Raw genomic sequence first — 25,902 nt, 5'->3', positions numbered from 1 at the left:
CTTAGAGTTGACGATGTGACCGACGACGACCTGCCCCTGAGCGGGCAGCGGCGCACCATCAAGGACGCGGTGGCCTCGCCCCACCTGGCCTCGGTGAGCCTGGCCGAGCTGCGCGAGTACCGCGAGCGGCTGCGCACCGAGGAGGAGCGCATCTCCTACTGGCGTCGTCTGATCCACGCCCGGGTCGACCTGCTCAAGGCCGGCAACCTCGGTGACTCCCCGATCGACGTCGACGCGCTGGGTCGTGTCCTGGGCGACACCGGCACCGGCTACGTCCGCCAGGCCCTGCACCGGGTCCGGGCGGCCGACCCCCTGCCCGACCTGCCCGACCTCGCCGGGGTGTGGGTGACCCCCACCGACGCCTCCGACACCGCCGAGGCGCTCGAGCGCCTCGGCGCCGCCGAGCTGACGCTCACGTCGTACCGGCGCGCGCTGCACGACCGCATCGACGAGGCCACGGCCGAGCTCATCGTGCGCTACCGCGCCGACCCGAGCCGCGCGCTCGAGATCCTCGCCTGAGCCCTCAAGTCGCCCCCGCGGCGCTCCGATGCTCCAGGTGAGACCGGGTCCCCCCTCCCCGGTCTCCACCTTCTCAGCACGACGTGGCACCGGCGGCGCCGTTCCCGGCCCGCGGTCCGTGACGTTTCGCTAGGGTTCGCCTTGTGACGACGGTAGGCGCCGACGAGGTGGACTTCTTGTGGCGCCGCTACAAGGAGACCGGCTCGCCCGAGCTGCGCAACCAGCTGGTGCTGCAGTACTCCCCGCTGGTCAAGTACGTCGCCGGCCGCGTGCGCAGCGGGCTGCCGCAGAGCGTCGACTCCGCCGACCTCGTCTCCGAGGGCGTCATCGGCCTGATGGACGCGATCGAGCGGTTCGAGCCCGACCGGGGCTGGGCGTTCCAGACCTACGCCGTGCCGCGCATCCGCGGGGCGATCATCGACAGCATCCGGGCCGCGGACTGGGTGCCGCGCTCGGTGCGCAGCAAGCTGCGCGACGTCGAGAAGGCCCGTGAGGCGCTGCAGGTCCGCCTGGGCCGGGCGCCCAGCGACGCCGAGCTCGCCGCCGAGCTCGACCTGACGACCCAGGCCCTGCGCGACCTGCGTGAGCGGCCCACCTCGGTCTCGACGGTCGAGGACGACGAGGTCGCCGCGCTCGACGACCTGGCCCCGGCCGTCGACGCCGCCCTCGAGGACGCCGACACCCGCCAGGCGCTCCTCGACGCGCTCAAGACCCTGCCCGAGCGCGACCAGATCGTCATCGCCCTCTACTTCTTCGAGGGCCTCACCCTGGGGGAGATCGGTCAGGTCCTGTCGGTGACGGAGTCGCGCGTCAGCCAGCTGCGCAGCCGGGCCACCGCCTCCCTGCGCCAGGGCCTCGCCCACGCCCTGAGCTCCTAGCCCCGCGCGCACGGTGGTCGAGGAGGTTGCCCTGGCAACCGTCACGAGACCGCTCGACCGCAGCCTCGGCTCAGCCGGGGCCGGACGTCGGCAGACCGGCCCTGATCACCGGCCGCAACGCAGCGGGCGAGGTCGCCTCGGTGGCCACCGACACGATCGACTCCGACCGCTCCTCGGTGGTCCCGGTCGCGCGGGCCGCGATCTCGTCGATGCGGTCGGCCGCCTCGCGCAACCGGTCCGCGAGGTCGCGGGCGCAGGCCGTGAGGGCCGAGCCGTCGGCGGCGGGCGCGGCAGGCGTCGCAGGGGGTACGACGGTCGGGGCCACGGCAGGGGCACCGAAGAACGAGCTGAGGGCGTCGTCGAGGCGCCCCGCCGCAGGCTCGGCGCCCACGGGACCCACGGGATCCACAGCACCGACGGGACGCACGGGGCGCATCGGGCGCACCGGGAGGACCGGGACCGCCGTAGGCGGCGCGGCGCCGACCTCGGCCAGCAGCGCGGCGGCCCGTCGCTGCTCACGCGCGCGGGCCTCGCGGCTGACCCTGCGCACCCGATGGACGATGTAGGCGGCACTCGCGGCGACGGCCAGCCCGATCGCGGCGAAGAGCGCGAGGTTGGTGAGGAGCATGGGTCAACTTCCCTGCTGGGCGTGGCGTGGCCGGGTCAGGATACGACCCGAGGCGGCCCGGCGGTCGCGGTCGGCCGACCCGACCGGCGCGTCGTTTCTCGCACGGCCGATCCCTCAGGTGCGGCCCGGTCGTGCCGATACCTTCGTCATGAGAAGGCTCCGTGGGCGACGTGCCGAGCGGCTCGCTGCCGCCGAGGCCGCCGCGGACGCCCGCCGGGACGCCTACTTCGGGCCGCTCCTGGCCGCCCGGACTGCTGACGTGTCCGGCGCGGCTGCCCGGACCCCGGAGGCGTCGCTGCCGGCCGGACCCGTCGTACCGGTCCGGCCCCGGCAGCCCGTCGCCCGGCGCGATCCCCTCCTGGACCCCGACCACACCTGGCAGGACGAGCCGGCCCCGTGCGCCGACCTCGTCGCCGTCGAGCTCGGCATCGACCCCGAGACCGGTGCGGCGATCGCCCCCGACGTGGCGGCGCTGATGCAGGGCGCCACCGCGTCGCAGTGGTGCGACGCGCTCGACGCGCCGCACGACCCATGGCCGCCGTACGCCGCCCACGCCTGAGTCGTCGACGCCCCGGCCTCAACCCGGCGTCGCTGGGAGCCGATACCTCCAGCAGTACCCGATGCACGACCCGATGCACGACCTGCAGCACGACCTGTAGCAACAGCACCGACAACCCCCCCGAGGTCACGATGTCGACAGCCCAGCAGCTCCAGCCTCTGCCCAGCCTCGAGCCCGCGATCTTCGCGTCCCTGGCCGCCGAGCTCGGCTTCGTCCCGGGCGCGGCGCCGCACGCGTTCGCGACCGACGAGGCCGCGGCGCTCCCTGCCCCGGCCGCGCCGGTGCTGGCCCTGGCGCTCCCGGCCGAGCCGCTCGAGGAGCCCGAGGAGCCGGCGCCCGTCCTGCACGTGGAGGCCTGGACCCCGCAGCTCGAGGCTGAGCCCGAGGTGGACCTGGTCGAGGTGGAGTCCGAGGTGGAGGTCGAGACCGACTGGTCCGAGACCCAGGGGTGGGCCGAGGAGGAGTGGTCGGCGCAGGAGTGGTCCGACCAGGACCCCGAGGCCGAGGTCGAGCCCGAGGCAGAGGTCGAGGCAGAGACGGACGTCGAGGCCGAGGCCGAGGCGGACGTCCACGTCGACGTCCTGCCGGCGCCCACCCACGGCGTACCCACCCGACGAGTCCCGAGCATGCCTCCCATCTCGCGGACGTGACGACGGGCCCCTGCAGCCCGGCGTACGACGAGGCCCCCACGACCCGGTCGTGGGGGTCTCGTCGTCGGTGCGCGTGGTCGCCGTCGGTCGACGTCTCGGACCTGGCGGTTCCTCCCACGCGGGTGCCGGGGTCCGGCAGACTAAAGGGCGCACTGCCGCGCGACGCGCGGTCCGACGACGACGACCACAGCGACCAGGGGGTGAAGGCGTGAACGACTCAGCGGGGCTGTCGCCGATCCCGTGGCGCTACGTCGACCTCGACCTGCTCGAGGTGTGGCTGTGGGAGACCAGCCACTTCGAGGCCAAGGTGACCGCCGAGCCCAACTCGTTCGCGTGGGAGGTCGGCGACCTGGTGGTCTCCAACGACGGCCAGCCGCGCTGGCTCACCGGCGGCCGTGCCGTCGACTTCGCCGCGGCCGAGGAGGCCGTGCGCGAGGTGATCGGCAAGTCCTACCCGGTGCGCTACGGCTACGGGCGCTACGCCGGGCACCTCGCCACGACGTTCGTCGTCGCGTCCGGCCAGCGGATGGACCTCGGCCCCTTCCACGGCACCCGCGCACTCGTGACCGTGCGCATGCCCGGTGGGGCCGACCAGACGTTCCTGGGCCGGTGCGCGATCCACCACTACGAGCTGCTGCTGACCCCCGACACCGGGCAGCAGGTCAAGATCCAGCCGTCCTACATCGTCGCGGTGACCGGCGAGAACGGCGCCAAGGGCCCCGCCCACTCGCGGTCGTCGTTCGCGGGGGTGGGCCGCATCTACAAGGGCAAGGTCGTGCGCGGGTGCACCGGGTCGCCCGGCTTCCTGCCCGACACCATCGAGCACTCCGGCCCGCCGTGCCAGGTCCACGAGGCGTCCGTGCCCCGCACCGCCGAGGGCCGACGCGTCTGACGCGTCCCGGGCGAGCCGTCAGGACACCTGCCCGAACTCCCAGTGCCAGGGCTCCGGCTTCGACCCGCCCGGGCGCGCCCACGTCGGGTCGACCCAGCCCCAGCGCGGCGCGTTGGCCACCAGCCAGTCGTGCTCGGGGGTGCCGAACGACTCGGCGCCGCCGCACAGGTCGACCGCCAGCGCCCACCCGTGGTTGCTCGTGCCCGGCACCGCCGCCAGCGACGGCTTGCGGGCGAACAGCGCGACCTGGGCGGCGTAGGTCCGGTAGGAGTCGGTGACGCAGAAGGGCTCACCCAGCGCGTCCTCGTACGCCGACGCCAGCACGTCCAGGGCGCGCGCCGCGTCGCAGCGCAGCAGGTGCCCGGGCGCGGCCGTGACCGGGCACAGCAGGTTGGTCGGGATCATCCCGTTGGCCAGGCCGCCCCACCCGGCGCCGGTGGTGGCGGCGGTGCCCAGCAGGTAGGGCATCGGGTCGACGTCGTAGCCGTCGACGTGGACCTCGAGGTGCAGGTGCGGGCCGGTGGCGTTGCCGTAGGCGCCCACGGCGCCGATCAGCTGGCCGGGCTCGACGACGTCGCCGGGGTCGACGTCCGAGCGCTCCATGTGGGCGTAGGTGGTCGTGACGCCGTCACCGTGGTCGATGGTCGTGTAGAACGGCCCGGCCCACGGGCTGTCCTCGACCGAGACGACGGTGCCGGCCAGCACCGACACCACCGGGGTGCCCGGCGCGGCGGCGAAGTCGAGCCCCGTGTGATAGCTGGCCCAGTGCGGCCCGGTCTCGCCCCAGCGGCTGGTGAAGGTGAAGTCACCCTCGGCAACCGGCGAGACGAAGCCGGCCGTCGACGAGACCTGGGTGTCGAGCCCGCACCGGATGGTCGCGGAGTCTGCCGGCTCGCGCCGCGCCCCGCGCCGCCCGGGCCGCGTCGGTGCCGGCAGGGTCACCCGCGCCACGGCCACGGGGGAGGAGACGGGGACGACGGCGACCGCGGCGGTCGGGCCGTCGGCCGCGAGCATCAGGTCGGCGCCGACGTAGAGGCCGACGTTCTGCAGGCTGCGGCGGCGGGTGCCGGTGAAGACGAGGTCGCCGACCTGCACCTCCGCGTAGCTCACCGGCATGCTCGCCGCGAGCTGGGCCGCGGGGTCCGGACCGAGCCGGAACCCCTCGTCGGCCCACAGGGCCTGGGTGAACCCGCCGCAGTCATAGCTGTCGGGGCCCGAGGCGTCCACCTCGTACGGCGTGCCGAGCGCCGCGAACGCGCGCGTGACCACGGCGATGGTCTGGGCGGGCAGGACGGTGAGGGTCGAGCGCCCCGACCTCGTCGTGGCGACTCCCCGGACCTGGCGTGGGCGCGCGGAGCGGGGGGCCGACGGCGGCGGTGCGAGCTCGAGGGGGCCGAAGCGGTCGGGCAGGGTGCGGGGGTCGAGCATCTGCGCGGCGGTCGGGGCCTTGACCCCGGCGCGGGCCAGCGAGCGCAGGTAGGCCTGCCACTGCTCGGCGGCGGCCCGGTCGCGCGCGGCCTGCTGGGCCTCGGCGATCTCCTCCGCCGCGCCGACGGCGCGCTGCGAGGCGTGGGCGAGCACCTTGGCCTGGCGCTGGATCTGCGTGAGCATCGCCTCGGCCCGGCGTTCGGCGTCGTGCGCGGCCGCCTCGGCCCGCGCCGCCTCCTCGGCCAGGATCTGGGCCCGGTCGAGCACCTGCTGGGCCCGGGCGTCGCTGGCCCGGGCCAACGAGATCATCAGCTGCAGCGACATCCCGGCCGCCAGCGCGTCGCTGGGGGAGTCCGAGCGCGACGACAGCACCGCCGCCAAGGGCGACGACCGCGGCCCCATGCCCTCGGTGTAGGCCGAGATCACCGAGGACCGCAGCTCCGCGCGGGCCGCCTCGACCACGCCCTGCGCCTCGTCGAGGTCGGCCTTCTTGGCCGCGGCGACCTCGCGGGCCGCGGCGGCGTCGGTGCGTGCCTGGCGATAGCCGATGGCCGCCGACACGAACGCCGCCTGGATCTCGGCCGCCTTGGCCGCCAGCGTGGAGATGTCGGCGCCCCGGAGTTCCCGACGCAGCGCGCTCAGCTCGTCGGCCCCCGACCGGTCGCCGTCGTACGCCCCCGCGCCGGCCGCCGCCGTACCCGACCCGCCGTCGGCGCGGGCCCCTGGCAGCGGTGCCGCCGCGCACGCCAGCGCCACGGCGAGGCTCGTGGCGACGCCGAGCAGGCGGGTGCGGGCGGTGCGGTGGCGCACGGGGTCTCCTTCGCGGGCGCGCGGGTCGTGATCAGGAGAGGTATCGGCCGGCGGACCGCGCCGCTGGAACGATTTCGGCGTGCGTCCAGACCGGTCGAAGTCCGCGCGCCGGAGCACTCAAGACCGACCACCCCCGGGTCGATCCCTAGGGGGAGGACCGACGGGACAGGCCGGCTCCCACGATCGAACGAGGGCAGGAACGATGACCACGAGCGCGCCTCTGGGCGAGACGGTTCCCGGGCTGCTGAGCGGGGCCCGTGACCGTGGGACGGGGTGCCTGCAGGTCGTCGACCGGGGCGAGGTGCGGTCCGGGCAGGTCTACCTCGTCGACGGCGCCCTGGTGGCGGTCGACGTCGACGGGTTCCGACCGCGGGTGGGGCACCGGCTGAGGTCGGGCAACCTGGTCACCGCCGAGGCCTTCGACGCCGTCCTCGCCGCCTGCGACGGTGACGCCCACTCGCCGTACCTCGGCCACGCGCTGGTGGAGCGGGGCGACCTGGCGGCCGACGTGCTGGCCGCGGTGCACCGCGAGATCACCCTGTCGGCCATCGGCGCGATGGCCACCTGGGTCGGCGCCGAGGGGGTCTTCGTCCCGGGGGTGACCACGACGTCGTTCACGATGGCGCCGGTCGCGATCAGCAGCGTCCTCAAGGCCGTGGTCAAGCGCCGCGCGCGGTGGGAGCTGCTGTGGGGCTCGATCGCCGCGGGCAGCGCCGTCGAGGTCTGCTACCCCGTGCCCACCGGTGGGCCCCCGGAGGCCGCCCCCGTCGGCGTCCCGGCCGAGGCCCAGGCGCTGCTGCACGCGATGAACGGCCAGCGCACCGTCGACGAGGTCGCGGGGGAGTGCGGCTTCACCCGCTTCGAGACCGGCTACCTCCTGCACGCCCTGGTCAACGCGCGGCTCGCCGAGATCGTCGTACGGCCCGGGGCGCCGGCCCACGTCCTGCGCGCCCACCCCGTCCCGGAGTACACGTCGGTGGCGCCGCCGCCGGTGGTCCGTCCTGTGCCGCTGCCGGTGCCGGCTCCTGTCGCTGTGACCCCGGTGGCGCCGGTGGTTCCGGTGGCCAGCCCGGTGCCGGCCGACGCCGCGCGGGCCGTGCGCGCCCGTGCGCTCGCCGCCCTCGACCGGCACCTGGTCGCCGTCGACGACGTCCAGGCGGCGCTGGGCCGGGCCCAGCAGCACGCGGCCGACCTCGCGCTCGACACCCCGCGGCTGGAGTCGGCCGCCGTCGACGTCGAGCGGGTGGCCCACCAGATGACTCAGGAGGTCGCGGCCGCCGAGCTCGAGCTGTCTGCGGCCCGCGAGGCCCTGGCCCGGGCCCAGCTCGAGCACGACCGGGCCAGCGAGCGGGCCGGCGCCGTACGACGGGCTGCGGCCGAGCTGCAGGCACACCACGAGACGGCCCACGCCGACCTCCAGCGGGTCCGGGAGCGGGCGGCCGCCGTCGCCGCCGAGCAGCAGCGGCTGCGCGCCGAGGCCGACCGGCTGGCCGTCGTCACCACCGAGCTGCAGGGCCACGTGACCGCAGCCGACACCCGCCTGCGTGAGGCCTCGACCGAGGGCGCCTAGCCGCCAGGCCAAGTTGGTCGGTCGGAAGGCTACGGCGCCGCAGGTCGCGGGCCGATACACCTCATGGACGCAGACCGCCTGAGCAGAGGAAGCAACCACGGTGACGATCACCAGCCACACGCCCGAGGTGCTGTACGCCGACACGACGAGCCGGATCGCGAGCTATCGCGGGCTGGCCCGTCGCTACGCCGCGGAGGGCAACGCGTTCGGCGCCGTGAGCGCCACGTGGGCCGCTGACATCAATACCGTCCAGGCGATCATGTGGGAGCGCGTGATGATCGCCTCCCCGACCCCGGACCAGCAGTTCTTCGACATCGCCACGACCGTGGCCCGCGCCCTGGCGACCTACGCCTTGCACCCGCCGGCGGCGACGACCGCCGTCGAGGCGGTCCGCGCGGCGCGCGACGGGCTCTCGGCCGCGTTCGACCCCGCGGCGCAGAGCCTGATGGAGCGGCGCCTGTCGCCGCTGGACCACCTCGAGGGCCTGCCTGCCCCCACCGCCGCCGAGGTCGCCGAGGTGGCCCGTCAGCGCCTGGGCGGGGCCACCGTCGCGGAGGCCAGCGCCGAGCGCACGCTCGAGGCGCGTCACTACATGGCCACCGCGCTCGAGCTGGTGCGCGAGGGCCGGGTCGACGACGCGCTGCCCCACGCCTGGCAGGCCGACTGGGCCACCTTCGAGGCCTACCTGCTCGACGCGGCCGCCGCCGTCGGCGACGACTCGCTGATCAGCGTCGACCTGCGCTGGGCCTTCGCAGTCGACGCGACCAACGCGATCGAGTCCCTCTCCGCCGACTTCGCCGACGCCGTCTCCACCGTCCGCTCCCGCCTGGCCGACTCCCTCGGCTCCATCGAGGGCCGCCGACTGCGCGAGCGCTTCGAGCCCATCTCGGCCTGACCGCAGTCGTCGTACGCCGTCACGGCACCGACGCGGCCTGGGTGGTTTCGTGACAGCCGCGGGCGGCCTCCTCAACCACCGTGTGGTGCAGCCTGCTCGACCGGACGGTGGGGTGAGGACCGCTGGGCGTGCCGGTGACCCCGCCGTGGTGGTGCTGGGCGGGGTCGGTGGGGCGTTCAGGGTCGTCGGCGTGGTGGGCGGAGCGTCGGGGGCCTGCGGTCGACGAGGAACGTCGCGCCGGTGGGGCTGGTCCAGTGGTAGAGCCCGGGGCGCAGCATCACGTAGCGCCACCGGGAGTGGGTCTTGGCGCGGTGGTGACGTCGGCACAACATGGCCAGGTTGTGAGCCGACGTAGGCCCGCCGGCTGAGAACGGGACGATGTGGTCGAGGTCGACACGGCGCCGGGTGCAGCCGGGGAACACACAGGTGTGGTCCCTGAGTCGCACGAGCTCGCGGATCGCGTCGGTGGGCTCGTAGGCCTCGGTGCACGGGTTCGATGCGAGGTCGACGACCGGCTTGATCGTGACCTTGGTGCCGGCCTGCTGGCACCAGGCGCGGATCTGCTCGACCAGCACCGGGGACCAGGTGTTGTCCAAGAAGCCCGGCAGGTCGGGGTCGTCGGCAGCGACGTGGGCGTACAGGGTCACCCCGCGCCCGGACCCGCCGCCGGTAGTGATCTCACCGGTGAGCAGGTCCAGGGCGAGCTGTTGGCGGCCCATCTCGCCGAGGGCCTGGGAGCGGCGTACGTCCAACGACTCGGTCGATCCGAGGTCGGCCAAGGCCTGGGCGCCGTTCTTGAGTGCGGCTTCGAGGTCGATCGCGTCAGCCAGATCCAGGGTCGCGGTCATCTCGACGGTGCCCGAGGTGTTGGCGTGACCGAGGTGGACGTCGGCGTGGCGGTGCTCGGCGGCCTTCTTCCTACGGCGTTCGGCTTCGTCGGGGTCGTGCTTGGCCCGGGCGGCGTCGACGGCCCGGTCGACCTGGGCCCAGGAACAAGAGTGGAGGAAGGGGGCGATGTCCTTATCGACCTCCCCGGCACCTAGAACAGGGAGGTCGGTGGTGTGCTCGGCGACGCGGAACGCCTTCCACACCGGCACCTCGAGCCTGACGACCCGCGCGTAGAGGCGTGGCAGCCGGTAGCGCAGCTCCAACGCCTTGCCGAGGTAGGCCAGACCACCGTCGGTGCTCATGCCCAGCGACAGGGCGAGGTCGAGGGCGGCGTACTCGCCGATCACCGGGCACCCGGTGCCGCCCAGGTGCAGGGCGGGTTCCTCCATGGGGTCGAGCAGTGCGGCGGTCTCGGACTCGTCGGCGGTGTTGACCGCCGCCCAGTCCAGGACTGCGTTCAGCTTGGCGACCTGCTCGCGAGACTCGGCGTCGCGGTGCGCGCGCACGGACTCGAGCAGCGGGTCGTTGCTGCGGGTCCGGGTGCGGGTGCTCATGCCGCTTATTCTACGCCTGATTGCTCATATTCGAAAGTGTGTGCTACGCGTTTGTGGATGGGTTTCTGGGGTCGGTGGCGGTGGGTGGGTCTCGAGACGGTCGCTAGCGCGACCTCCTCGACCACCGTGGGGTGCGGTCCCACGGACGAGATCGGGCCCCACCTCGACTCGAGGTGGGGCCCGCCAGCGGGGGAGGGGTGACGCCTACGGCGCCGTCGTGGTGTCGGCCGGAGCCTCGGTGGTCGCCGCGGGCGGCGGGGCGTCCGGGTCGACCACCGCGGGCAGCAGGAACATCGAGCCCGTCAGCGCCAGCGTGTAGTTGCTGCTGGGGGCGCCGTCGGTCTCACCCGCTGGGCTCAGCCCGGCGGTGTCGAACAGGTAGGAGCGCGACTGCCCCTCCATGGCCGCCAGGAAGGTCTGCAGCTGCTGACGGGTGCCCGTCACCGTGGCCGAGACCTGCGAAGTCGCCATACCGGTACCTGCAGGAACGCCGGCCTGGGGCAGGGTCGCGCCGCCGTTGGCCGCCAGGGAGTCCGCGGTCACCGGGACCGTCGGGGTCAGCGCGGTGACGTTCTCGTCCTTGATGCCGGCTTGGGCGGCCGCGTCGCGGATGTCGGCGAACATGTCGGCCTGCACGGCCGTGGTCGGGAATCGGCGGGCCAGGGCCTTGGCGATGCGACGCTGGGCGTCGAGGCCGGCCTTCTTGTCCTCGAGGTCGGCGATGGTGGTGGCGACGGCCTGGTTGTTCTGGGCCGTCGACTCGGTCTGGGCCTTGATCTCGTCGACCTTGCTCATCCGCGGCGACAGGACCAGCAGGTAGCCGACCACCAGGATCAGCAGGACGACGGCCCCACCGACGAGCTTGGTCAGGGCGAGCTTGTTGAGGTTCTTCATCGGGTCCTGCCCTCGACGAACGCCGGGTCGGCGTACCGGTTGACGTAGGCCGCACCGGTCACCGAGACCGAGGCGGAGAAGGTGATCGCGTTCGGCCCCGCCTCGGCGGCGGCCGCCGAGCTGGAGATGAAGAGGTTGTCGAACAGGTCGGTCCGGGACAGCTGCGTCTCCCAGTCACCCAGGGCGGCGCGCGAGGCGGCGGTGCCGGTGATGGTCACGCAGCCCGCCGACTCGCCGGGGGCGACGTAGGGGTCGGGGGAGGGGCAGGCGCCGGTGGTCGCCGCCGCCGGGTCCAGCGGTGCTGCGGCTGCGTCGGGCAGCACGGGCGTGGTGTCGACGGCGATCGAGACCGTGCCGAGGTCGACGGTCGGCGGGGCTGTGGCGTACAGGCGGTCGACGACGTCGGAGAGCAGGACCTCGCGCGACATCGTCTGCTGGATCGTCGCCTCGTTGGCCTCGACCGTGACGTAGTAGGTCTTCACCGGAGCCAGGGCGGCCGCCTGCGCGGACAGCTGCGACGTCTTGGCGCTCTCGGCGTCCAGCTCGGCGTTGGCCGAGGAGATGGCCCCGGCCTGGAGCACGAAGCCGGCGCCGACGGCGGCGACCGCGCCGACAGCGGCGACGGCGAAGGTACGCCGCAGCCGCTCGACGCGTTCGCGCTCCATCACGGCGGGCGGCAGCACGTTGATGCTCGGGAGCGACGGCACGAACGACTCGGCGGCGGCCTTGTCGCGCCCGGCGCCCTTGCGTCCGCCCTTGGCCGCGCGCTTCTCCTTGCCGGGGCCGGCGGCCTCGGGGTCGGCAGCGCGCCGGCCCTTGGCGGCCTTGGTGTCCGTCTTGGTCATGATCGCCATGTCAGCTGGTTCCCATCGCGAGGCCGAGAGCGATCGACATCTCCTGCGGGGTGACTCCGTCGGGGAGCTTCACCCGCCTGCCGATCGAGAGGTGGTCCAGGGGGTTCCCGTGCTCGACGGGCACGCGCAGCTCGGACGACAGTCGCTGGGCGAACCCGCCCAGGTTGCCGCCGCCGCCGGTCAGCACGACCCGCGACAGCGGGCTGACGTCGTGGCCGCTGGTCATGAAGAAGTCGACGGTCTGACGTACCTCGCCGATGAGGCGGGAGACCGACTCGTTGATCACCGTCTGCGCGGGGTGCTCGTCGGTGGTGACCGCGGCGGTCGCCACGCCGCCGAAGACGGTGCTGGAGACCCCCATCGCGGCTCCCGCGGGCTGCGAGGTCGGCATCCCGAGGGCGATCTTGGTCTGCTCGGCCTCGTCGTGGGACCACTCGAAGCGGTCGCGCAGCAGCTGGGTCAGCACGTCGCCGCCCTGCCCGGTCATGATCCGCACGTAGCGCGGCTGGCCGCCCTCGTGGATGACGAGGTTGGCGACGTGGGCACCGAGGTCGAGGAGCACCTCGACGGTCGAGTCCTGGCGGGGCGCCGGGTTGGTGGCACGCACCAGCGAGAAGGGGCTGATCTCGGCGCGCACCGGTCGCAGACCGGCGCCACCGAGCGCGGTGAGGAAGCCGTCGAGGGTCTCGTTGGAGGCCACGACCAGCAGGATCTGCAGCAACCGCCGCGTCTGGCCGCTCACCGGGTCGACAGACTCGAAGTCGCGCAGCGCGTGGTAGTCGACGGTGACCTCGTCGATGTCCATCGGGATGTACTCCGCCGCCTGGTACTTCAACGACTTGCGGAAGTCGTCGGGCGCGAGCCACTCCAGGTCCATCTGGCGCACCAGGACGTGGCTGTTGGCCAGGGAGAAGACGACCTTCTTCGACTTCAGCTTCTCCTTCGACCACAGCTCCTTGAGGGCGGCGCTGACGGCGCCCGCGTCACGGACCTCGCCGGCGACGATCGCGCCGGCGGGCAGCGGTGCGACCGCCATCTTCTCGATGGAGGGACCCTTCTTGCCCAGGGTGAACTGGACGGCGCGGACCCCGGAGCCACCGAGGTCCAGACTGACCATCGTGCGTCCCACTCGTACCCCTTGAGTCGGTGAGTCCCGGTGCGGGCCGGGCCTCTTGTGTCGCCTCGTCCGCACAGGGGACGGGGCCTTCTGGAGCAGTTATCGGGGTGCGGTGCCCCTGCCTTGACCGCCAGGACGGAATTCGCGACGTCGTCCTCGACGAACCCCGGCGAACCACGACGGGCCTTGAGGCAGCCCCTCGTGCTGCCGATGGTCTAGGTGCCACCCGTCCCGGGCCGGCTGGTCCGCGCGCCGGACCGGCTGGTGCCCCTCCCGTCCGAAGGACGTCGATGACCACGCAGACCCCCCTCCGGCTGACGCCCTTCTTCCAGGCCCTCGTCGACCACAAGGGCTCCGACCTGCACCTCAAGGTGGCCTCCCCGCCCAAGATCCGGATCTCCGGCGTGCTGACCCCGCTCGACCACGCCCCCCTGACGCCGCAGCAGGCCGAGGAGTGGATCACCGAGACGATGGACGCCGAGACCCGTCGCAAGTTCGCCGACACCAACGAGGCCGACTACTCCATCTCGTTGCACGGCCTCGGCCGGTTCCGGGCCAACGCCTTCCGCGCGCGCGGCACCGCCGCCCTGGTCTGCCGGCGCGTCGCCGACACCCCGCTGACCCTGGCCGAGCTCGGCGTACCCAGCGTGATCAGCGACCTGGCCCTCCACGGCCGTGGGCTGGTCCTGGTGACCGGCCCGACGGGCTCGGGCAAGACCACCACCCTCGGCGGCATGGTCGACCTGATCAACAGCACCAAGCCCGTCCACGTCCTGACCATCGAGGACCCCATCGAGATCCTGCACGCCGACAAGGTCGCCTCGATCAGCCAGCGCGAGCTGCGCCTGGACACCACGGACTTCTCGGTGGCGCTGCGCGCCGCCATGCGCCAGGACCCCGACGTGATCCTCATCGGCGAGATGCGCGACGTCGAGACCGTGCGCGCCGCGGCCTCCGCCGCCGAGACGGGGCACTTCGTGATGTCGACGCTGCACACCACGGACGCGGCGGAGACCGTCAACCGGATCATCGACTTCTTCCCGCCGAGCGAGCAGAAGCAGATCCGGCTGGCCCTGGCCGCCTCGCTCAAGGGCATCATCTGCCAGCGCCTGGTGCCCAAGGCCGACGGGACCGGGCGCGTGTGCGTGATGGAGGTCCTGGTCAACACCTCCCGGATCGCCGAGGCCATCGCCGACCCCGAGAAGACCCACGACATCCTCGACATCGTCGCCGAGGGGCGCCACCACGGGATGCAGACGTTCGACCAGCACCTGGTCGACCTCGCTATGTCCGGGCAGGTCACCGTGGCCGACGCCAAGGCGGCCTCGACCAACCCCCACGACCTGAGCGTGCAGCTCAAGCGGGCCGGGATGAGCCCGCAGGTCGTCGACGCGGCCTGACCGGGCCGGTGCCGGGGCCGGTGCCGTTAATTGGCGCCCCGGATCCCTCGTGTCAGCCCCCTGGGTGGCCGATAGGACCTAGGACGAGACCTCCCACCCTGTCCCGACGCGCGGAGAACAACCACCATGACCCTGACCACGATGAGCACGGCGTCCGGCGCGTCCGGGCCCGACCGCAGCGCCAGCGTCCTCAACCTGCTCGGGCACGGCAAGCTCACCGAGGAGCAGGTCGCTGCCGCAGAGCTCGTCGCCCTCGAGAAGCAGCAGCCGCTCCTCAACGTGCTGGTCGCCAGCGGCGCCATCACCAAGGTCGACGCCGTACGGGCCAACAGCGAGGTCCTCGGCATGGAGTTCGTCGAGCTCATCGACTACGCCATCGACGCGGGAGCCCAGACCCGGCTCACCGGTGACATCTGCCGCCGGCGCAACGTCATCCCCTTGTGCTGGGACGGACCGCGCCTGGTCGTCGCGGCCTCCGCGTCCGCGGCCCGCGACCTCAACCTCAAGGACGACCTCAAGCGCATGGCGCGCGCGGACATCAAGTTCGCGATCGCCATGAAGGAGGACATCGCCGCCAAGGTCAACCGGTGCTACCGCCCCGACGGCGAGCTCGACCAGCTCGCCTCCGACCTCAGTGACGACGACGACACCGACGACGGTGGGCTGGCCGCCCTCGGCGACATCACCGCCGAGGCGCCGGTCGTCCGCTTCGTCAACCTGCTCGTCAACCAGGGCATCGCCGACGGTGCCTCGGACATCCACCTCGACCCCGGCGAGCACAGCCTGCGGGTGCGCTACCGCATCGACGGCGTCCTCAAGGACGCCCACACCGCCCCGAAGAGCATCCAGGCGGCGGTCATCTCCCGGCTCAAGATCACCGCGGGCATCGACATCGCCGAGACCCGCAAGCCCCAGGACGGCCGGCTCTCCGTCGTCCACGAGGGCAAGAAGATCGACCTGCGCGTCGCGTGCCTCCCCACGGTGTTCGGGGAGAAGGTCGTCATGCGCATCCTCGACAACTCGACCGCGCAGATGAGCCTGGACGACCTGGGGTTCTCGCCGGCCAACTTCCAGCGCTACCGCGAGTCCTACGAGAAGCCCTACGGGATGATCCTGGTGACCGGGCCCACCGGCTCGGGGAAGTCGACGACGCTCTACGCGACCGTCAACATCGTCTCCGACCCGCAGGTCAACGTGATCACCGTGGAGAACCCGGTCGAGTACCGCATCCCCGGCATCAACCAGGTGCAGACCAACGACAAGGCCGGCATGACGTTCGCCGCGGCCCTGAAGTCCATCCTGCGCTCGGACCCCGACGTGGTGCTGATCGGTGAGATCCGTGACCACGAGACGGCGCAGATCGCCGTCGAGGCCGCCCTGACCGGTCACCTGGTGCTGTCCACGCTGCACACCAACGACGCGCCGAGCGCGATCACCCGCCTGGTCGAGATGGGGATCGAGCCGTTCCTGGTCGGCTCCGCCCTCGACTGCGTGCTGGCCCAGCGGCTGTGCCGCAAGCTGTGCAGCAAGTGCCGTGAGGAGTACGTGCCCACCGCGGAGGAGCTCCTCGCGATCCCGGACTTCCCCTACAACGAGGGCGACCCGCTGCCCATGCTCTACCGGCCGGTCGGCTGCAACTTCTGCTCGACCACCGGCTACAAGGGCCGGATGGCCCTGCACGAGGTCATGACGGTCTCGGAGTCGGTTGAGCGGCTCGCCGTGCAGCGCGTCGCCTCCGACGACGTCATGCGCCTGGCGCGCTCGGAGGGCATGAAGACGCTCCTCGAGGACGGCTGGCTGAAGGTCGGGCAGGGCCTGACCTCGATCCAGGAGATCCTGCGCGTCGTCGCCACCTGACCCACGTCCTTCGCGACACCGCTCGCGTCAAGGGAGGGCCCGGGTCGACCGAGAACCCTTCCGAAGCAATCCCTCGAGAGGCTCCGACATGACCGATCCGTACGACGACACCCCCGTCGCCCCGTCCGGGGGACTCCCGACCGCCCCGGGAGCGGGTGGCCTGCCGGTCGCACCGCCCACCGGTCTGCCCGTCGCTCCCGTGGCACCGGTGGTGCCGGTGGCCTCCGGTGAGCCGGTGGTCCCCTCGGCGCCGGTCGTGCCGCTGGCCCCGATGGCGCCGGTCCTGCCCGTCAGCCCGGTCGGCCGCCGCGCGATCCGTGACGACGTCGTGGCGCCGCCGCAGGGTGGTGGCCTGCCCGTGGCCGCACCGGTCGCACCGGTCGCGCCGGTCGCCGCGGTCGCGCCGGCCGTCGACCCCGTCCCGTCGTACGCACCCGCGGCGCACGCGACGCCCGGGCTCGCCCCGGTCCCGGCGATGCGCGCCGTCCCCGTCGAGCCGGCCGCAGCGCCGGCGCCCGTCGCCGCGCCCACGCTCGGGCTGGCGCCGGAGCCCTCCCGGCCGGCCACCCCGTCGGGGGCGCCGGTGCTGGCCCCCGGCGCCGCCACGCCCGGTGTCCAGGCCGTCGAGGCCGCCGAGGAGACCGCGCAGCCCATCGTGCTCGACGACATCCTGGTCTTCATGGTCGAGGCCGGCGGCTCCGACCTGCACCTGTCGGCCGGCGCGCCGCCCACGATCCGCGTCCGCGGCGAGATGCAGCGGGTGCCCGGCTACGAGCCGTTGACCGGCGAGCAGATCCAGACCGCCATGTTCGGCGTGATGACCAGCAAGCACCAGAAGACCTTCGAGGAGCGGTGGGAGCTCGACTTCGCCTACACGGTCCCGGGCCAGGCCCGCTTCCGTGTCAACGTGCTGAAGCAGCGCAACAGCGTGGGTGCCGTCATGCGGACGATCCCCTGGGAGATCAAGTCCCTCGAGGAGCTCAACCTCCCGACCATCATCGGTGACTTCTCCCAGCTTGAGCGGGGCCTCGTACTCGTCACCGGGCCGACCGGCTCCGGCAAGTCGACCACCCTGGCCGCCGTCATCGACAAAGCCAACCGCACGCGGTCGGGCCACATCATGACCATCGAGGACCCGGTCGAGTTCCTCCACCAGCACCAGGGCTGCATCGTCAACCAGCGCGAGGTCGGCGACGACACCCACTCCTTCCAGGACGCGCTCAAGCACGTGCTGCGCCAGGACCCCGACATCATCCTGGTCGGCGAGATGCGCGACCTGGAGACCATCTCGGTCGCGCTCACCGCCGCCGAGACCGGCCACCTCGTCTTCGGCACCCTGCACACCCAGTCCGCGGCCGAGACCATCACCCGCGTCATCGACGTCTTCCCGCCCGAGCAGCAGCAGCAGGTGCGCACCCAGCTGGCCGGCACCCTGCAGGGTGTCGTGTGCCAGACGCTGTGCCGGACCAGCGACGGCAAGGGGCGCCAGGCCGCGGTCGAGATCATGATGGCCACCCCCGCCATCCGCGCCCAGATCCGTGAGGACAAGCTCGCCCAGATCCCCGGCACCCTGCAGGCCGGAGCCAAGTTCGGCATGCAGACTCTCAACCAGGACCTGGCCCGGCTGGTCAAGGCGGGGCGGATCTCCTGGCAGACCGGGCTCGACAAGTGCTCCGACAAGGAGGACTTCCTCGGACTCGTCGGTGGCGACGCGGCCGACGTCGACAAGTACCTGGCGCGCCAGCAGTTCAGCTCCGGCGGCTTCGGCGGGCTCCAGTAGCACTCCAGTAGCAGGGCCGCCGTACCGATAACCCTGTCAGGGACCGGCTCGACCGAGCGGTGCCCTGGTCATTCCGCACCGAGGAGCGCGCACCATGGCTGCAGCCACCCTGACGAAGTACGAGTTCACCGCCAAGGACAAGTCGGGCAAGCTCGTCGAGGGCAAGGTCGACGCCGAGAACGAGAGCGTCCTGCGCGAGAAGCTCCTCGGCATGGGCGCGATGCCCCTCGACATCCGGGTGGCCAACGCCGGCATGCAGAAGGAGATCAAGCTCGGTCTCCCCAAGCGGATCAAGCTCAAGGACCTGGCGATCTTCTCGCGCCAGTTCGCCACGATGCTGTCCGCGGGCCTGCCGCTGATCCGGTGCCTGTCGATCCTCGCGGAGCAGACCGAGAACGAGGAGCTCGCCCGGGTCCTCAAGATCGTCAAGACCGACATCGAGGAGGGCAACCCGCTCTCCAAGGCGCTGGAGCGCCAGCCCAAGGCCTTCCCGCCGCTGATGGTCAACATGATCAAGGCCGGCGAGGTCGGCGGCTTCCTCGACATGACCATGCTGCAGATCGCCGAGGCCTTCGAGGCCGACGTCCGGCTGCGCGGCAAGATCAAGGCCGCGCTGACCTACCCCGTGGTCATCTTCATCCTCGCCATGCTGATGTGCGCCGGCATGCTCATCTTCATCGTCCCCGTCTTCGAGAAGATGTTCAGCAGCCTCGGCGGCGAGCTCCCGCTGCCGACCAAGATCCTGGTGATGATGTCGAAGGGCCTCAAGATGGGCCTGCCGTTCCTCGTCATCGGATCGATCGGCTTCGTGGTGTGGTGGCGCAAGAACGCCCACAAACCAGGGATCCGCAACGTCGTCGACCCCCTCAAGCTGCGGCTCCCCGTCTTCGGCAACCTGTTCCAGAAGGTCGCCATCGCGCGCTTCTCCCGCAATTTCGGCACCCTGCTGCGCTCCGGCGTACCCCTGCTCCAGGCACTCGACATCGTCGCCGACACCACCGGGTCGGTGGTGATCTCCCGAGCGCTGCGCGACGTGCAGGAGTCAGTGAAACAAGGGGAGTCCATCCACAAGCCGCTGGCCGAGCACGACGTCTTCCCACCGATGGTGGTGCAGATGGTCGCGGTCGGTGAGGACACCGGCGCCATCGACGAGATGCTCGGCAAGATCGCGGAGTTCTACGACGAGGAGGTCGAGTCGACGACCGAGCAGCTCACCGCCCTCATCGAGCCATTGATGATCGCGTTCCTCGGTGGTGTCGTCGGGTCGATGATCGTCGCGCTCTACATGCCGATCTTCAAGGTGTTCGACCTGATCTCGTGAGCAGTGATCACAACAACGAGCATTGATCGGCTCCATTGATCACACGAGTACATCCATCGGAGCCCCGACCGCAGCCGGTCGGGGCTCCGACTGTTGTAAGCGGTCTGGACCGCTGCGCCGATTTTTCCCGACAGCATCAAGACCGGGTGGGGGGTAGCCGAACTACTTGGTGCAGCGGCGTTCCCCCCGCGACCCGTGGTCCAGGTGACCCAGGTCGGACGTCACCCGTCACAGTCCTCACGAAAGGGACCTCCCATGACCACGAAGATCCGCAAGAGCCTCGACGAGCGTGACAAGGGCTTCACCCTCATCGAGCTCCTCGTCGTCATCATCATCATCGGCATCCTGGCCGCGATCGCGATCCCGGTCTTCCTCAACCAGCGGAAGAAGGGCGTCGACGCGAGCATGAAGAGCGACCTGAAGAACGCCGCCACGATCGCTGAGACCATCACCGTCGACGCGCCGACCTCGACGACCGCCTTCACCACGGCCTCCCTCGACGCGGCCGGCTGGAAGCACGACTCCACCACGACCTTCACCGTGTCTGGCACCCCCGCTGCCGGCAACTTCTGCATCTCGGCCCACAACGGCGCAGGGTCGACCACCGCGGGCACCAGCGAGTGGGTCTACAAGGCCAACGGTGGCGGTCTGTCCTCCACCATGGGCGCAGGCTGCTGACCTTCTGTCGGTTTGCTCAGAGCCCAGGCTTTGCCTGGGCTCTGAGCCTTTTTTGGCCTGACGCGAGTGGTCGTCAGGACGAGTCAGAAAATCTTTGTCTCCGTCGTTTAAGGCAGTCCCTGAGCCCGCCGAAGATGTGTGTGTAACCGGCGCACCTTACAGACCGAGGTCCACGTGACAGATGGTCAGGCGCCACCCGTCACAGTCCTCACGAAAGGGACCTCCCATGACCACGAAGATCCGCAAGAGCCTCGACGAGCGGGACAAGGGCTTCACCCTCATCGAGCTCCTCGTCGTCATCATCATCATCGGCATCCTGGCCGCGATCGCGATCCCGGTCTTCCTCAACCAGCGGAAGAAGGGCGTCGACGCGAGCATGAAGAGCGACCTGAAGAACGCCGCCACGATCGCTGAGACCATCACCGTCGACGCGCCGACCTCGACGACCGCCTTCACCACGGCCTCCCTCGACGCGGCCGGCTGGAAGCACGACTCCACCACGACCTTCACCGTGTCTGGCACCCCCGCTGCCGGCAACTTCTGCATCTCGGCCCACAACGGCGCAGGGTCCACGACGGCGGCCACGGCCGAGTGGGTCTACAAGGCCGACAACGGCGGCCTCTCCGCCACCAAGGGTGCCAAGTGCGCCTGAGCTGACCCGTGGTCTGCGAGGCCCGAGCCGAATGGCTCGGGCCTCGTTCAATTTCGGTGCAAACGCGGGAAAATATCGTCGATCGACGCATCAAGTCCGGTCCGCAACGAGCCGAACACACTCATGCAACCAGGCGCTCCTTTCAGACCGAGGTCCTCATGACGCAGGTCGGACGCCACCTCCTCCGTCACAGTTCTCGTGAAAGGGACCTCCTATGACCACCAAGATCCGCAAGAGCCTCGACGAGCGGGACAAGGGCTTCACCCTCATCGAGCTCCTCGTCGTCATCATCATCATCGGCATCCTGGCCGCCATCGCCATCCCGGTCTTCCTCAACCAGCGCAAGAAGGGTGTCGACGCCAGCCTCAAGAGCGACGTCAAGAACGCCGCGACGATCGTCGAGACCTACCTGACCGACAACCCCACGGCGACCAGCGCCACCTACGCCAACATCACCGCCACCGGCTATGACTTCAAGCCGTCGACCGGCAACACCGTCACCATCACCACGGTCGCGACGGGCGGTGGCACCGGCACCGGCGGCGGGTACTGCATCAAGGCCGTCAACACGGGCGCAAGCGACCCGGCCAAGGGCTTCGTCTACAACTCGGCCCTCGGCGGGATCCAGCCGGCCGGCTCCGTCTGCCCCTGACGCCAGCTCGGTCGCCGCACCGCTCATCGGCCCCAGGACCTTCGGGTTCTGGGGCCGTTGAGCATCAAGCGCGAGACATTCCTGCCGATAAACCATTCGAAGTCGCTAGCTCAATCCCAGGACGGAGGAACGACATGATCACGCACACGGTGAACGGAGCGCGCGCACGCGTCGTGACGTGGCTCGTCATCGGTGTGGTGGTCGCTGTGTCGTTCATCGACGCCGGATCGATCGTCCTCACCCGCATGCGGGTCGACGACGACCTGAAGTCAGCTGGGTTCGCCGGGGCCACGGCGATCCAGGGTCAGAAGGTCAGCGGGCAGGCCGCCCAGGCGGCCTACGCCGCGGCCACCCGAGACCTCAACGAGGGCGAGGAGGTCGACCCCAAGACCTTCGCCGTGCGACCCGACGGCGGCGTCACGCTGACCGTGCGGATGACCGCCCCGACCCTGATGTTCAAGCACCTCGGCTTCCTCGACGACTTCGTCAACGTCGAGGACACCTACGACCAGCCCCGCATCGGCTACTAGCGAGCACGAGGCACGTGCCAGTCGTCATCAACCCCCATGAAGGAACCGAGCATCGTGATGGATAACCCGAAGGTCATCGTGGTCGCCGAGACCGAGGTCCACGAGCTGCTGGTGAGCAGCGGCGTCCACTGGGACGTCCAGCACCCCGTCGAGTCCGTCAGCCAGATGTGGGACGACCTCTCGGCCGGGCGCCTCGACCAGCAGTCGGTGGCGATCGTCTTCAGCGACAGCATCTTCGCCGGGCACGGTGACCTGGAGCAGGCGATCGCCACGATGGCGGCGCACGCCGCCACCTTCGTCGTCGCCTGGGACGCCGTGGGCGTCGACGGTCTCCTCGCCCGCGTCCGCGAGACCGCCGTGGCCCACGGCGGCAACCCGGACGTCCCCGTCCACGTCTTGTCCACCACCACCGGGCGCAGCGTCCTCGACGGCATGCGCGCGGTCCTGGAGACCGCGCCGCCGCCGCGTCGCACCGTGTTCCCCCTGACCTACTCGGTCGACGTCGACCAGCCGCTGCACCTCACTGCGCCGCAGGTGCACGAGTTCGCCCCCGAGCCGGTCGCACAGGTGCCCGTGCCCGCGCCGCCGCTGCACCTGGTCGAGGTGCCCGGGGTCAACGCCAAGCCGGCCCACGCGCTCTACCCACAGCCCACCACGCCCGCACCCGTCGACCGGTCGACGCCCTCGGTGCCGCCGACGCACGCCCAACCCGTGATCAAGGCCGACGCCCACTCGACCGCGCACGCCGTGCAGGCGGTCGTCGAGGGCGGGTTCCCGACGCCGTACGGCCAGGAGGACCCGCTCACCCGGCCGCCGCTGCCCGGCCAGGTCACGATGGCGGTCACCTCGTCGAAGGGTGGCTCGGGCAAGTCGACGATCGCCATGCTGGTCGCCGCCCAGATCGCACACTCCTCGCGCAAGGCCTTCGAGCAGGGGCTGGTCGACCGGCCCAAGAAGGTCGTGCTCATCGACATGGACACCCGCGACGGCCAGGTGGCCTCGCTCGTGGGCCAGTACATCCCCACGGCGCTCAATATCCGGGTCTCGCCCGACTGGGACGAGGAGACGATCCTCGCCAACCTGGTCCACGACGACCGGCTCGGCATCGACGCGCTGCTGGCTCCGGTGCGCCCCCGCACCGCCGACGACGTGGGCCCGGACTTCTACCGTCACGTGATCCGGATGCTGCAGCGCACCCACGACGTGGTCGTCATGGACACCTCGGTCAACTACCTCGACCCTCTCATCTCGACGGTCTGCCTGCCCGAGGCCACCGCGATCCTCTTCGTCACCACGCTGGCGACCACCTCGGTGCAGGGCATGGCCCGCGCGCTGCAGGAGATCACCCAGACCACCGAGAACGGCGGCATGGGCATCTCGCGCAAGAAGATCGGCATCGTCGTCAACCAAGCAGTCACCGAGGTCGGCATGGAGCGCGACCAGGTCCTCCAGGCGGCTCTCAAGGTGCCGCTCATCGGCTCGGTGCCGCTGGCTACCAAGGACGTGCTGACGTGCACCAACTACAACCGGATGCACCGCCTGCTCGAGCACCCGACCCTCGGCCCGGCGTACTACAAGCTGGCGACCGCGTGCCTGCCGGGCACCCCGCTGGTCGCGCTCGTCGACGACAACGCGAGTGCGACGTTCGCCGATGCCCCGCTGCCGGCTGCCACGGTCCCCCCGCCTGCGCGGGCGGCCTCTCCTGCTGCTCCGGCGCCCGCACCTGCGTCCGCCGCACCCGTCGCCGCTCCGACAGTGCCGGCGCCCGTTCGCGTGGCGCAGCCGGTCGCCGTCGCGGCCCCGGCGCAGGACGGTGGCCGCAAGCGGTCGCTCTTCGGTCGCCGCTGATGAGCACCGGACCCCGCCCCGTCGACCGACGCACCACCCGAGGAGCCACCCGTGTCCGATCGCACGCTTGACGCACCTGCCCCGAGCGACCGGGGGACCGACGTGCGAGGCGCCACCGACCCTGACGCTGCCTCGGCTGCCGCGACGGCCCAGACCCTCAGCACCCTCGGCTACGGCCTCTTCGCATGGCTCCAGCCCGGCGAGCTGGGGTCGATCGAGCCCATGCGGACCGTCGCCGAGGCCGTGCTCGCCGAGCACGCTCCCACCGCCGGTGACGACGACCTCGACGCGCTCGACGGGCTCGACGAGGCGTACGACGCGACCTGGGCGGCCGGCGGACGGGTCCCCGACACCCTCTTCGACGAGGACCTGGCCGCTGCCGAGATGCTCGCGCAGCTGGCACCGGCCGATGCCGACCCGGCAGAGTCCTCGAGCGCGCTCCAGGGGTCGGACCAGGAGGTCGTGGTCGCCGACGAGGTGCCGTCGTACTCGACCCACCGCGACACGATCGCGATGCTCGAGGAGATCGCCTTCCTCGACGAGTGAGTCCCACGGGGCGCGCAGCGTGCTGAGCTGCGGAACGACGAAGGGGCGGAGGGCCGGTGGCCCTCCGCCCCTCTCGTGCTCGCGACTAGGTCAGCGGTCGATCTCGCGGTAGTTGAACGTCTCGACGTCAGCGAGGGCGGGGGACTGGTTGGCCAGGAAGCAGTCGTCCATGTAGAGGTCGGCGGTCCCGGTGAGGTCGAGCTCGTTGGCGTACAGCGAACCGGTGAAGTAGGCCGTGCCGTTGGCCTTCATGATCTTGCCGTAGGGGCTGCCCGAGATCAGGAAGACCGACCCGAACATGTTCTCGTTGCCGTTGAGCCGGGCGTTGCCGCCCTCGATGATGATGATCAGCGACCGCGTGTCGCACTGGGTGCTGGTGGCGCTCTGGTCGACCGGGCGGCTCCAGCCCGTGAGGTCCTTGAGGTCGACGACCCCACCCGGGTCGCTGGCCGCGAGGTCGAAGTACATGACCGCCGCCCGTTCGTCCGGGGAGGTCCAGCCGCTCGCGCTGGTCCAGTAGTTGCCCTGGCTGAGCGCGATCGTGCGCAGCTGGTCGAGCTGGGCCTGGGTGAAGGGTGGCTTGCGCAGGCCGAACATGTCGAGCAGCGCCTTGTCGTTGGCGATCTTCGACGTCGTCGGGAAGTTGTAGGCGATGTGGGTGGGGTCGTTGAACTGGGGCAGGTTGCCGAACTCGGCGCGCGCCGAGTTGTAGCAGGGTGTCCCGACCAGGGAACCGCCGTTGAGGTCCATGTCGTACTTCGACTGGTCGAAGGAGCTGTTGCAGTAGCCCGCGTTGCCGCTCGTGGTCTCGTGCAGGGGCTTCTTGGTGTTGGGGCAGTACTGCCCCGACCCGGCGTCGTCGTTGATGACCTGGCTCGAGTAGACCGCCGCCGGGACGCCGTAGGCCTTGTCGATCCCGTCGAACTCGATCTTGGAGCGTTTGTAGATGCACCCGGTCGACAGGATCGACTCGTGGTGCACCCCCGCGTTGCCGCCGCCGGTGACGGTGTCGGCCATGATGCCGATCGGCACCTTGAACGGCGTGACCGACACGTCGACGGTGACGGCGCGCGCCGCAGGCCCGCCAGCGACGCCGCTGGTGTGGATGCGGTAGATGCCGGGCTTGTTGGCCGGGTACGGCGCGATCGGCTCGATCCAGACCGTGTAGTACTGGCCGGCCTTGCCGTTGATGGTGATCTTCTTGGGGTTCGCGCTGTTGCCGTAGGGCTCGTTGGTGCACGTCGGCGAGCACGCGTTGATCGTCGACAGGCCGTTGGACCGCAGGTAGGCCACGCCCTGGGCGAGCCCGGCGTCGGCCGCGTCGACCGCGGCACCGGCCTGCTGGGCCGACCGTGCCGAGCCGAGGTTGGTGATGGTGATGAAGGCCATCGAGAGCGAGGCCACCACCAGGAAGGCGGTCAGGACGATGACGGTCAGCAGGGCGGCGCCGTCGTCGTCCTTGCTCGTGACGAGGCGAGGGGTGCGGGTCAGGGACATGGCGC

Annotated in this window: 24 protein-coding genes; 17 read left to right on the top strand and 7 right to left on the bottom strand. The window is 71.3% G+C overall.

Going from position 1 to position 25,902, the window contains the following annotated elements; all coding sequences use genetic code 11:
• Nucleotides 1–15: 15 nt before the first annotated feature.
• Together FZC61_RS01285 and FZC61_RS01280 are read left to right on the top strand one after the other, a co-directional pair.
• Nucleotides 16–519, top strand: a complete 504-nt coding sequence (locus FZC61_RS01285) for an RsiG family protein (RefSeq protein ID WP_246142458.1) — start codon at nt 16–18, stop codon at nt 517–519.
• 143 nt (nt 520–662) lie between these two features.
• Nucleotides 663–1,397: a FliA/WhiG family RNA polymerase sigma factor gene (locus FZC61_RS01280; protein WP_148611676.1), complete on the top strand. Its 735-nt coding sequence runs from the start codon at nt 663–665 to the stop codon at nt 1,395–1,397.
• Nucleotides 1,398–1,467: 70 nt separating this feature from the next.
• On the opposite strand, the gene FZC61_RS01275 is transcribed toward FZC61_RS01280, so the two are convergent.
• Nucleotides 1,468–2,025: a hypothetical protein gene (locus FZC61_RS01275; RefSeq protein WP_148611674.1), complete on the bottom strand. Its 558-nt coding sequence runs from the start codon at nt 2,023–2,025 to the stop codon at nt 1,468–1,470.
• Nucleotides 2,026–2,173: 148 nt separating this feature from the next.
• On the opposite strand from FZC61_RS01275, the gene FZC61_RS01270 reads away from it, so the two are divergent.
• From FZC61_RS01270 to FZC61_RS01260, 3 genes are all read left to right on the top strand, one after another.
• Nucleotides 2,174–2,584, top strand: coding sequence for a hypothetical protein (locus tag FZC61_RS01270; RefSeq protein ID WP_148611672.1), 411 nt, complete (start codon nt 2,174–2,176; stop codon nt 2,582–2,584).
• Nucleotides 2,585–2,715: 131 nt separating this feature from the next.
• Nucleotides 2,716–3,234, top strand: coding sequence for a hypothetical protein (locus tag FZC61_RS01265; RefSeq protein ID WP_148611670.1), 519 nt, complete (start codon nt 2,716–2,718; stop codon nt 3,232–3,234).
• A gap of 208 nt (nt 3,235–3,442) precedes the next feature.
• A complete protein-coding gene (locus FZC61_RS01260; RefSeq protein ID WP_148611668.1) occupies nt 3,443–4,126 on the top strand; it encodes a hypothetical protein in 684 nt (227 codons plus the stop codon).
• 18 nt (nt 4,127–4,144) lie between these two features.
• Here FZC61_RS01260 and FZC61_RS23305 read toward each other — a convergent pair whose 3' ends face one another.
• Nucleotides 4,145–6,364: a peptidoglycan DD-metalloendopeptidase family protein gene (locus FZC61_RS23305; RefSeq protein ID WP_148611666.1), complete on the bottom strand. Its 2,220-nt coding sequence runs from the start codon at nt 6,362–6,364 to the stop codon at nt 4,145–4,147.
• A 202-nt stretch (nt 6,365–6,566) separates the two neighbouring features.
• Between FZC61_RS23305 and FZC61_RS01250 the strand changes: the two genes are divergently transcribed.
• On the top strand, nt 6,567–7,934 hold the full coding sequence (locus FZC61_RS01250; protein ID WP_170285921.1) for a DUF4388 domain-containing protein: 1,368 nt from the start codon (nt 6,567–6,569) through the stop codon (nt 7,932–7,934).
• Nucleotides 7,935–8,034: 100 nt separating this feature from the next.
• Nucleotides 8,035–8,829: a hypothetical protein gene (locus tag FZC61_RS01245; RefSeq protein WP_148611661.1), complete on the top strand. Its 795-nt coding sequence runs from the start codon at nt 8,035–8,037 to the stop codon at nt 8,827–8,829.
• A 176-nt stretch (nt 8,830–9,005) separates the two neighbouring features.
• Here FZC61_RS01245 and FZC61_RS01240 read toward each other — a convergent pair whose 3' ends face one another.
• From FZC61_RS01240 to pilM, 4 genes are all read right to left on the bottom strand, one after another.
• Entirely contained in the window at nt 9,006–10,271 is a 1,266-nt protein-coding gene (locus tag FZC61_RS01240) for an HNH endonuclease signature motif containing protein (protein WP_148611659.1), read from the bottom strand.
• A 204-nt stretch (nt 10,272–10,475) separates the two neighbouring features.
• The gene (locus FZC61_RS01235; protein WP_148611657.1) at nt 10,476–11,165 is read right to left on the bottom strand and encodes a hypothetical protein; all 690 of its coding nucleotides are present in this window, start codon (nt 11,163–11,165) and stop codon (nt 10,476–10,478) included.
• Nucleotides 11,162–12,010: a hypothetical protein gene (locus FZC61_RS01230; RefSeq protein ID WP_148611655.1), complete on the bottom strand. Its 849-nt coding sequence runs from the start codon at nt 12,008–12,010 to the stop codon at nt 11,162–11,164. Before FZC61_RS01230 ends, FZC61_RS01235 begins: the two co-directional genes overlap by 4 nt.
• Before the next feature lie 10 nt (nt 12,011–12,020).
• On the bottom strand, nt 12,021–13,136 hold the full coding sequence (gene pilM, locus FZC61_RS01225; RefSeq protein ID WP_148611653.1) for a type IV pilus assembly protein PilM: 1,116 nt from the start codon (nt 13,134–13,136) through the stop codon (nt 12,021–12,023).
• Nucleotides 13,137–13,426: 290 nt separating this feature from the next.
• Here pilM and FZC61_RS01220 point away from each other — a divergent pair, with 290 nt between their 5' ends.
• The 10 genes from FZC61_RS01220 (at nt 13,427) to FZC61_RS01175 (ending at nt 24,400) form a co-directional block, all read left to right on the top strand.
• Nucleotides 13,427–14,536 carry a type IV pilus twitching motility protein PilT gene (locus tag FZC61_RS01220; RefSeq protein ID WP_148611651.1) on the top strand — a complete coding sequence of 370 codons (1,110 nt, stop codon included), beginning with the start codon at nt 13,427–13,429 and terminating at the stop codon, nt 14,534–14,536.
• A 126-nt stretch (nt 14,537–14,662) separates the two neighbouring features.
• On the top strand, nt 14,663–16,393 hold the full coding sequence (locus FZC61_RS01215) for a GspE/PulE family protein (protein WP_246142457.1): 1,731 nt from the start codon (nt 14,663–14,665) through the stop codon (nt 16,391–16,393).
• An 88-nt stretch (nt 16,394–16,481) separates the two neighbouring features.
• Nucleotides 16,482–18,173: a type IV pilus twitching motility protein PilT gene (locus FZC61_RS01210; RefSeq protein WP_281289789.1), complete on the top strand. Its 1,692-nt coding sequence runs from the start codon at nt 16,482–16,484 to the stop codon at nt 18,171–18,173.
• Between the two features lie 94 nt (nt 18,174–18,267).
• Nucleotides 18,268–19,494, top strand: coding sequence for a type II secretion system F family protein (locus FZC61_RS01205; RefSeq protein WP_148611649.1), 1,227 nt, complete (start codon nt 18,268–18,270; stop codon nt 19,492–19,494).
• A gap of 255 nt (nt 19,495–19,749) precedes the next feature.
• Nucleotides 19,750–20,172, top strand: coding sequence for a prepilin-type N-terminal cleavage/methylation domain-containing protein (locus FZC61_RS23865; RefSeq protein ID WP_148611647.1), 423 nt, complete (start codon nt 19,750–19,752; stop codon nt 20,170–20,172).
• A 226-nt stretch (nt 20,173–20,398) separates the two neighbouring features.
• The gene (locus FZC61_RS23860) at nt 20,399–20,824 is read left to right on the top strand and encodes a prepilin-type N-terminal cleavage/methylation domain-containing protein (protein ID WP_148611645.1); all 426 of its coding nucleotides are present in this window, start codon (nt 20,399–20,401) and stop codon (nt 20,822–20,824) included.
• Nucleotides 20,825–21,038: 214 nt separating this feature from the next.
• The gene (locus tag FZC61_RS23855; RefSeq protein ID WP_148611643.1) at nt 21,039–21,476 is read left to right on the top strand and encodes a prepilin-type N-terminal cleavage/methylation domain-containing protein; all 438 of its coding nucleotides are present in this window, start codon (nt 21,039–21,041) and stop codon (nt 21,474–21,476) included.
• A gap of 134 nt (nt 21,477–21,610) precedes the next feature.
• Nucleotides 21,611–22,006, top strand: a complete 396-nt coding sequence (locus FZC61_RS01185) for a hypothetical protein (protein WP_148611641.1) — start codon at nt 21,611–21,613, stop codon at nt 22,004–22,006.
• A gap of 36 nt (nt 22,007–22,042) precedes the next feature.
• Nucleotides 22,043–23,854, top strand: coding sequence for a CpaE/TadZ family protein (locus FZC61_RS22845; protein ID WP_170285906.1), 1,812 nt, complete (start codon nt 22,043–22,045; stop codon nt 23,852–23,854).
• Between the two features lie 51 nt (nt 23,855–23,905).
• Nucleotides 23,906–24,400 carry a hypothetical protein gene (locus tag FZC61_RS01175; protein WP_148611639.1) on the top strand — a complete coding sequence of 165 codons (495 nt, stop codon included), beginning with the start codon at nt 23,906–23,908 and terminating at the stop codon, nt 24,398–24,400.
• A gap of 90 nt (nt 24,401–24,490) precedes the next feature.
• Here the strand turns inward: FZC61_RS01175 and FZC61_RS01170 are convergent, their stop codons facing one another.
• Nucleotides 24,491–25,897 (bottom strand): hypothetical protein, encoded by a 1,407-nt coding sequence (locus FZC61_RS01170; protein ID WP_148611637.1) that lies wholly within the window; start codon nt 25,895–25,897, stop codon nt 24,491–24,493.
• Nucleotides 25,898–25,902: the final 5 nt, after the last annotated feature.

Source organism: Nocardioides rubriscoriae (assembly GCF_008087085.1).
Classification (GTDB): domain Bacteria; phylum Actinomycetota; class Actinomycetes; order Propionibacteriales; family Nocardioidaceae; genus Nocardioides; species Nocardioides rubriscoriae.
The sequence above is the reverse complement of the archived record's forward strand: the minus strand, read 5'-3'. Positions and strand labels throughout refer to the sequence as shown.

Coding starts and splice junctions, on each gene's coding strand:
- FZC61_RS23865 (WP_148611647.1), top strand. CDS start 19,750: ATGACCACGAAGATCCGCAAGAGCCTCGACGAGCGTGACAAGGGCTTC.
- FZC61_RS01215 (WP_246142457.1), top strand. CDS start 14,663: ATGACCCTGACCACGATGAGCACGGCGTCCGGCGCGTCCGGGCCCGAC.
- FZC61_RS23855 (WP_148611643.1), top strand. CDS start 21,039: ATGACCACCAAGATCCGCAAGAGCCTCGACGAGCGGGACAAGGGCTTC.
- FZC61_RS01205 (WP_148611649.1), top strand. CDS start 18,268: ATGGCTGCAGCCACCCTGACGAAGTACGAGTTCACCGCCAAGGACAAG.
- FZC61_RS01170 (WP_148611637.1), bottom strand. CDS start 25,897: ATGTCCCTGACCCGCACCCCTCGCCTCGTCACGAGCAAGGACGACGAC.
- FZC61_RS01185 (WP_148611641.1), top strand. CDS start 21,611: ATGATCACGCACACGGTGAACGGAGCGCGCGCACGCGTCGTGACGTGG.
- FZC61_RS01275 (WP_148611674.1), bottom strand. CDS start 2,025: ATGCTCCTCACCAACCTCGCGCTCTTCGCCGCGATCGGGCTGGCCGTC.
- FZC61_RS01230 (WP_148611655.1), bottom strand. CDS start 12,010: ATGACCAAGACGGACACCAAGGCCGCCAAGGGCCGGCGCGCTGCCGAC.
- FZC61_RS01235 (WP_148611657.1), bottom strand. CDS start 11,165: ATGAAGAACCTCAACAAGCTCGCCCTGACCAAGCTCGTCGGTGGGGCC.
- FZC61_RS23860 (WP_148611645.1), top strand. CDS start 20,399: ATGACCACGAAGATCCGCAAGAGCCTCGACGAGCGGGACAAGGGCTTC.
- FZC61_RS22845 (WP_170285906.1), top strand. CDS start 22,043: ATGAAGGAACCGAGCATCGTGATGGATAACCCGAAGGTCATCGTGGTC.
- FZC61_RS01220 (WP_148611651.1), top strand. CDS start 13,427: ATGACCACGCAGACCCCCCTCCGGCTGACGCCCTTCTTCCAGGCCCTC.
- pilM (WP_148611653.1), bottom strand. CDS start 13,136: ATGGTCAGTCTGGACCTCGGTGGCTCCGGGGTCCGCGCCGTCCAGTTC.
- FZC61_RS01250 (WP_170285921.1), top strand. CDS start 6,567: ATGACCACGAGCGCGCCTCTGGGCGAGACGGTTCCCGGGCTGCTGAGC.
- FZC61_RS01265 (WP_148611670.1), top strand. CDS start 2,716: ATGTCGACAGCCCAGCAGCTCCAGCCTCTGCCCAGCCTCGAGCCCGCG.
- FZC61_RS01210 (WP_281289789.1), top strand. CDS start 16,482: ATGACCGATCCGTACGACGACACCCCCGTCGCCCCGTCCGGGGGACTC.
- FZC61_RS01240 (WP_148611659.1), bottom strand. CDS start 10,271: ATGAGCACCCGCACCCGGACCCGCAGCAACGACCCGCTGCTCGAGTCC.
- FZC61_RS01270 (WP_148611672.1), top strand. CDS start 2,174: ATGAGAAGGCTCCGTGGGCGACGTGCCGAGCGGCTCGCTGCCGCCGAG.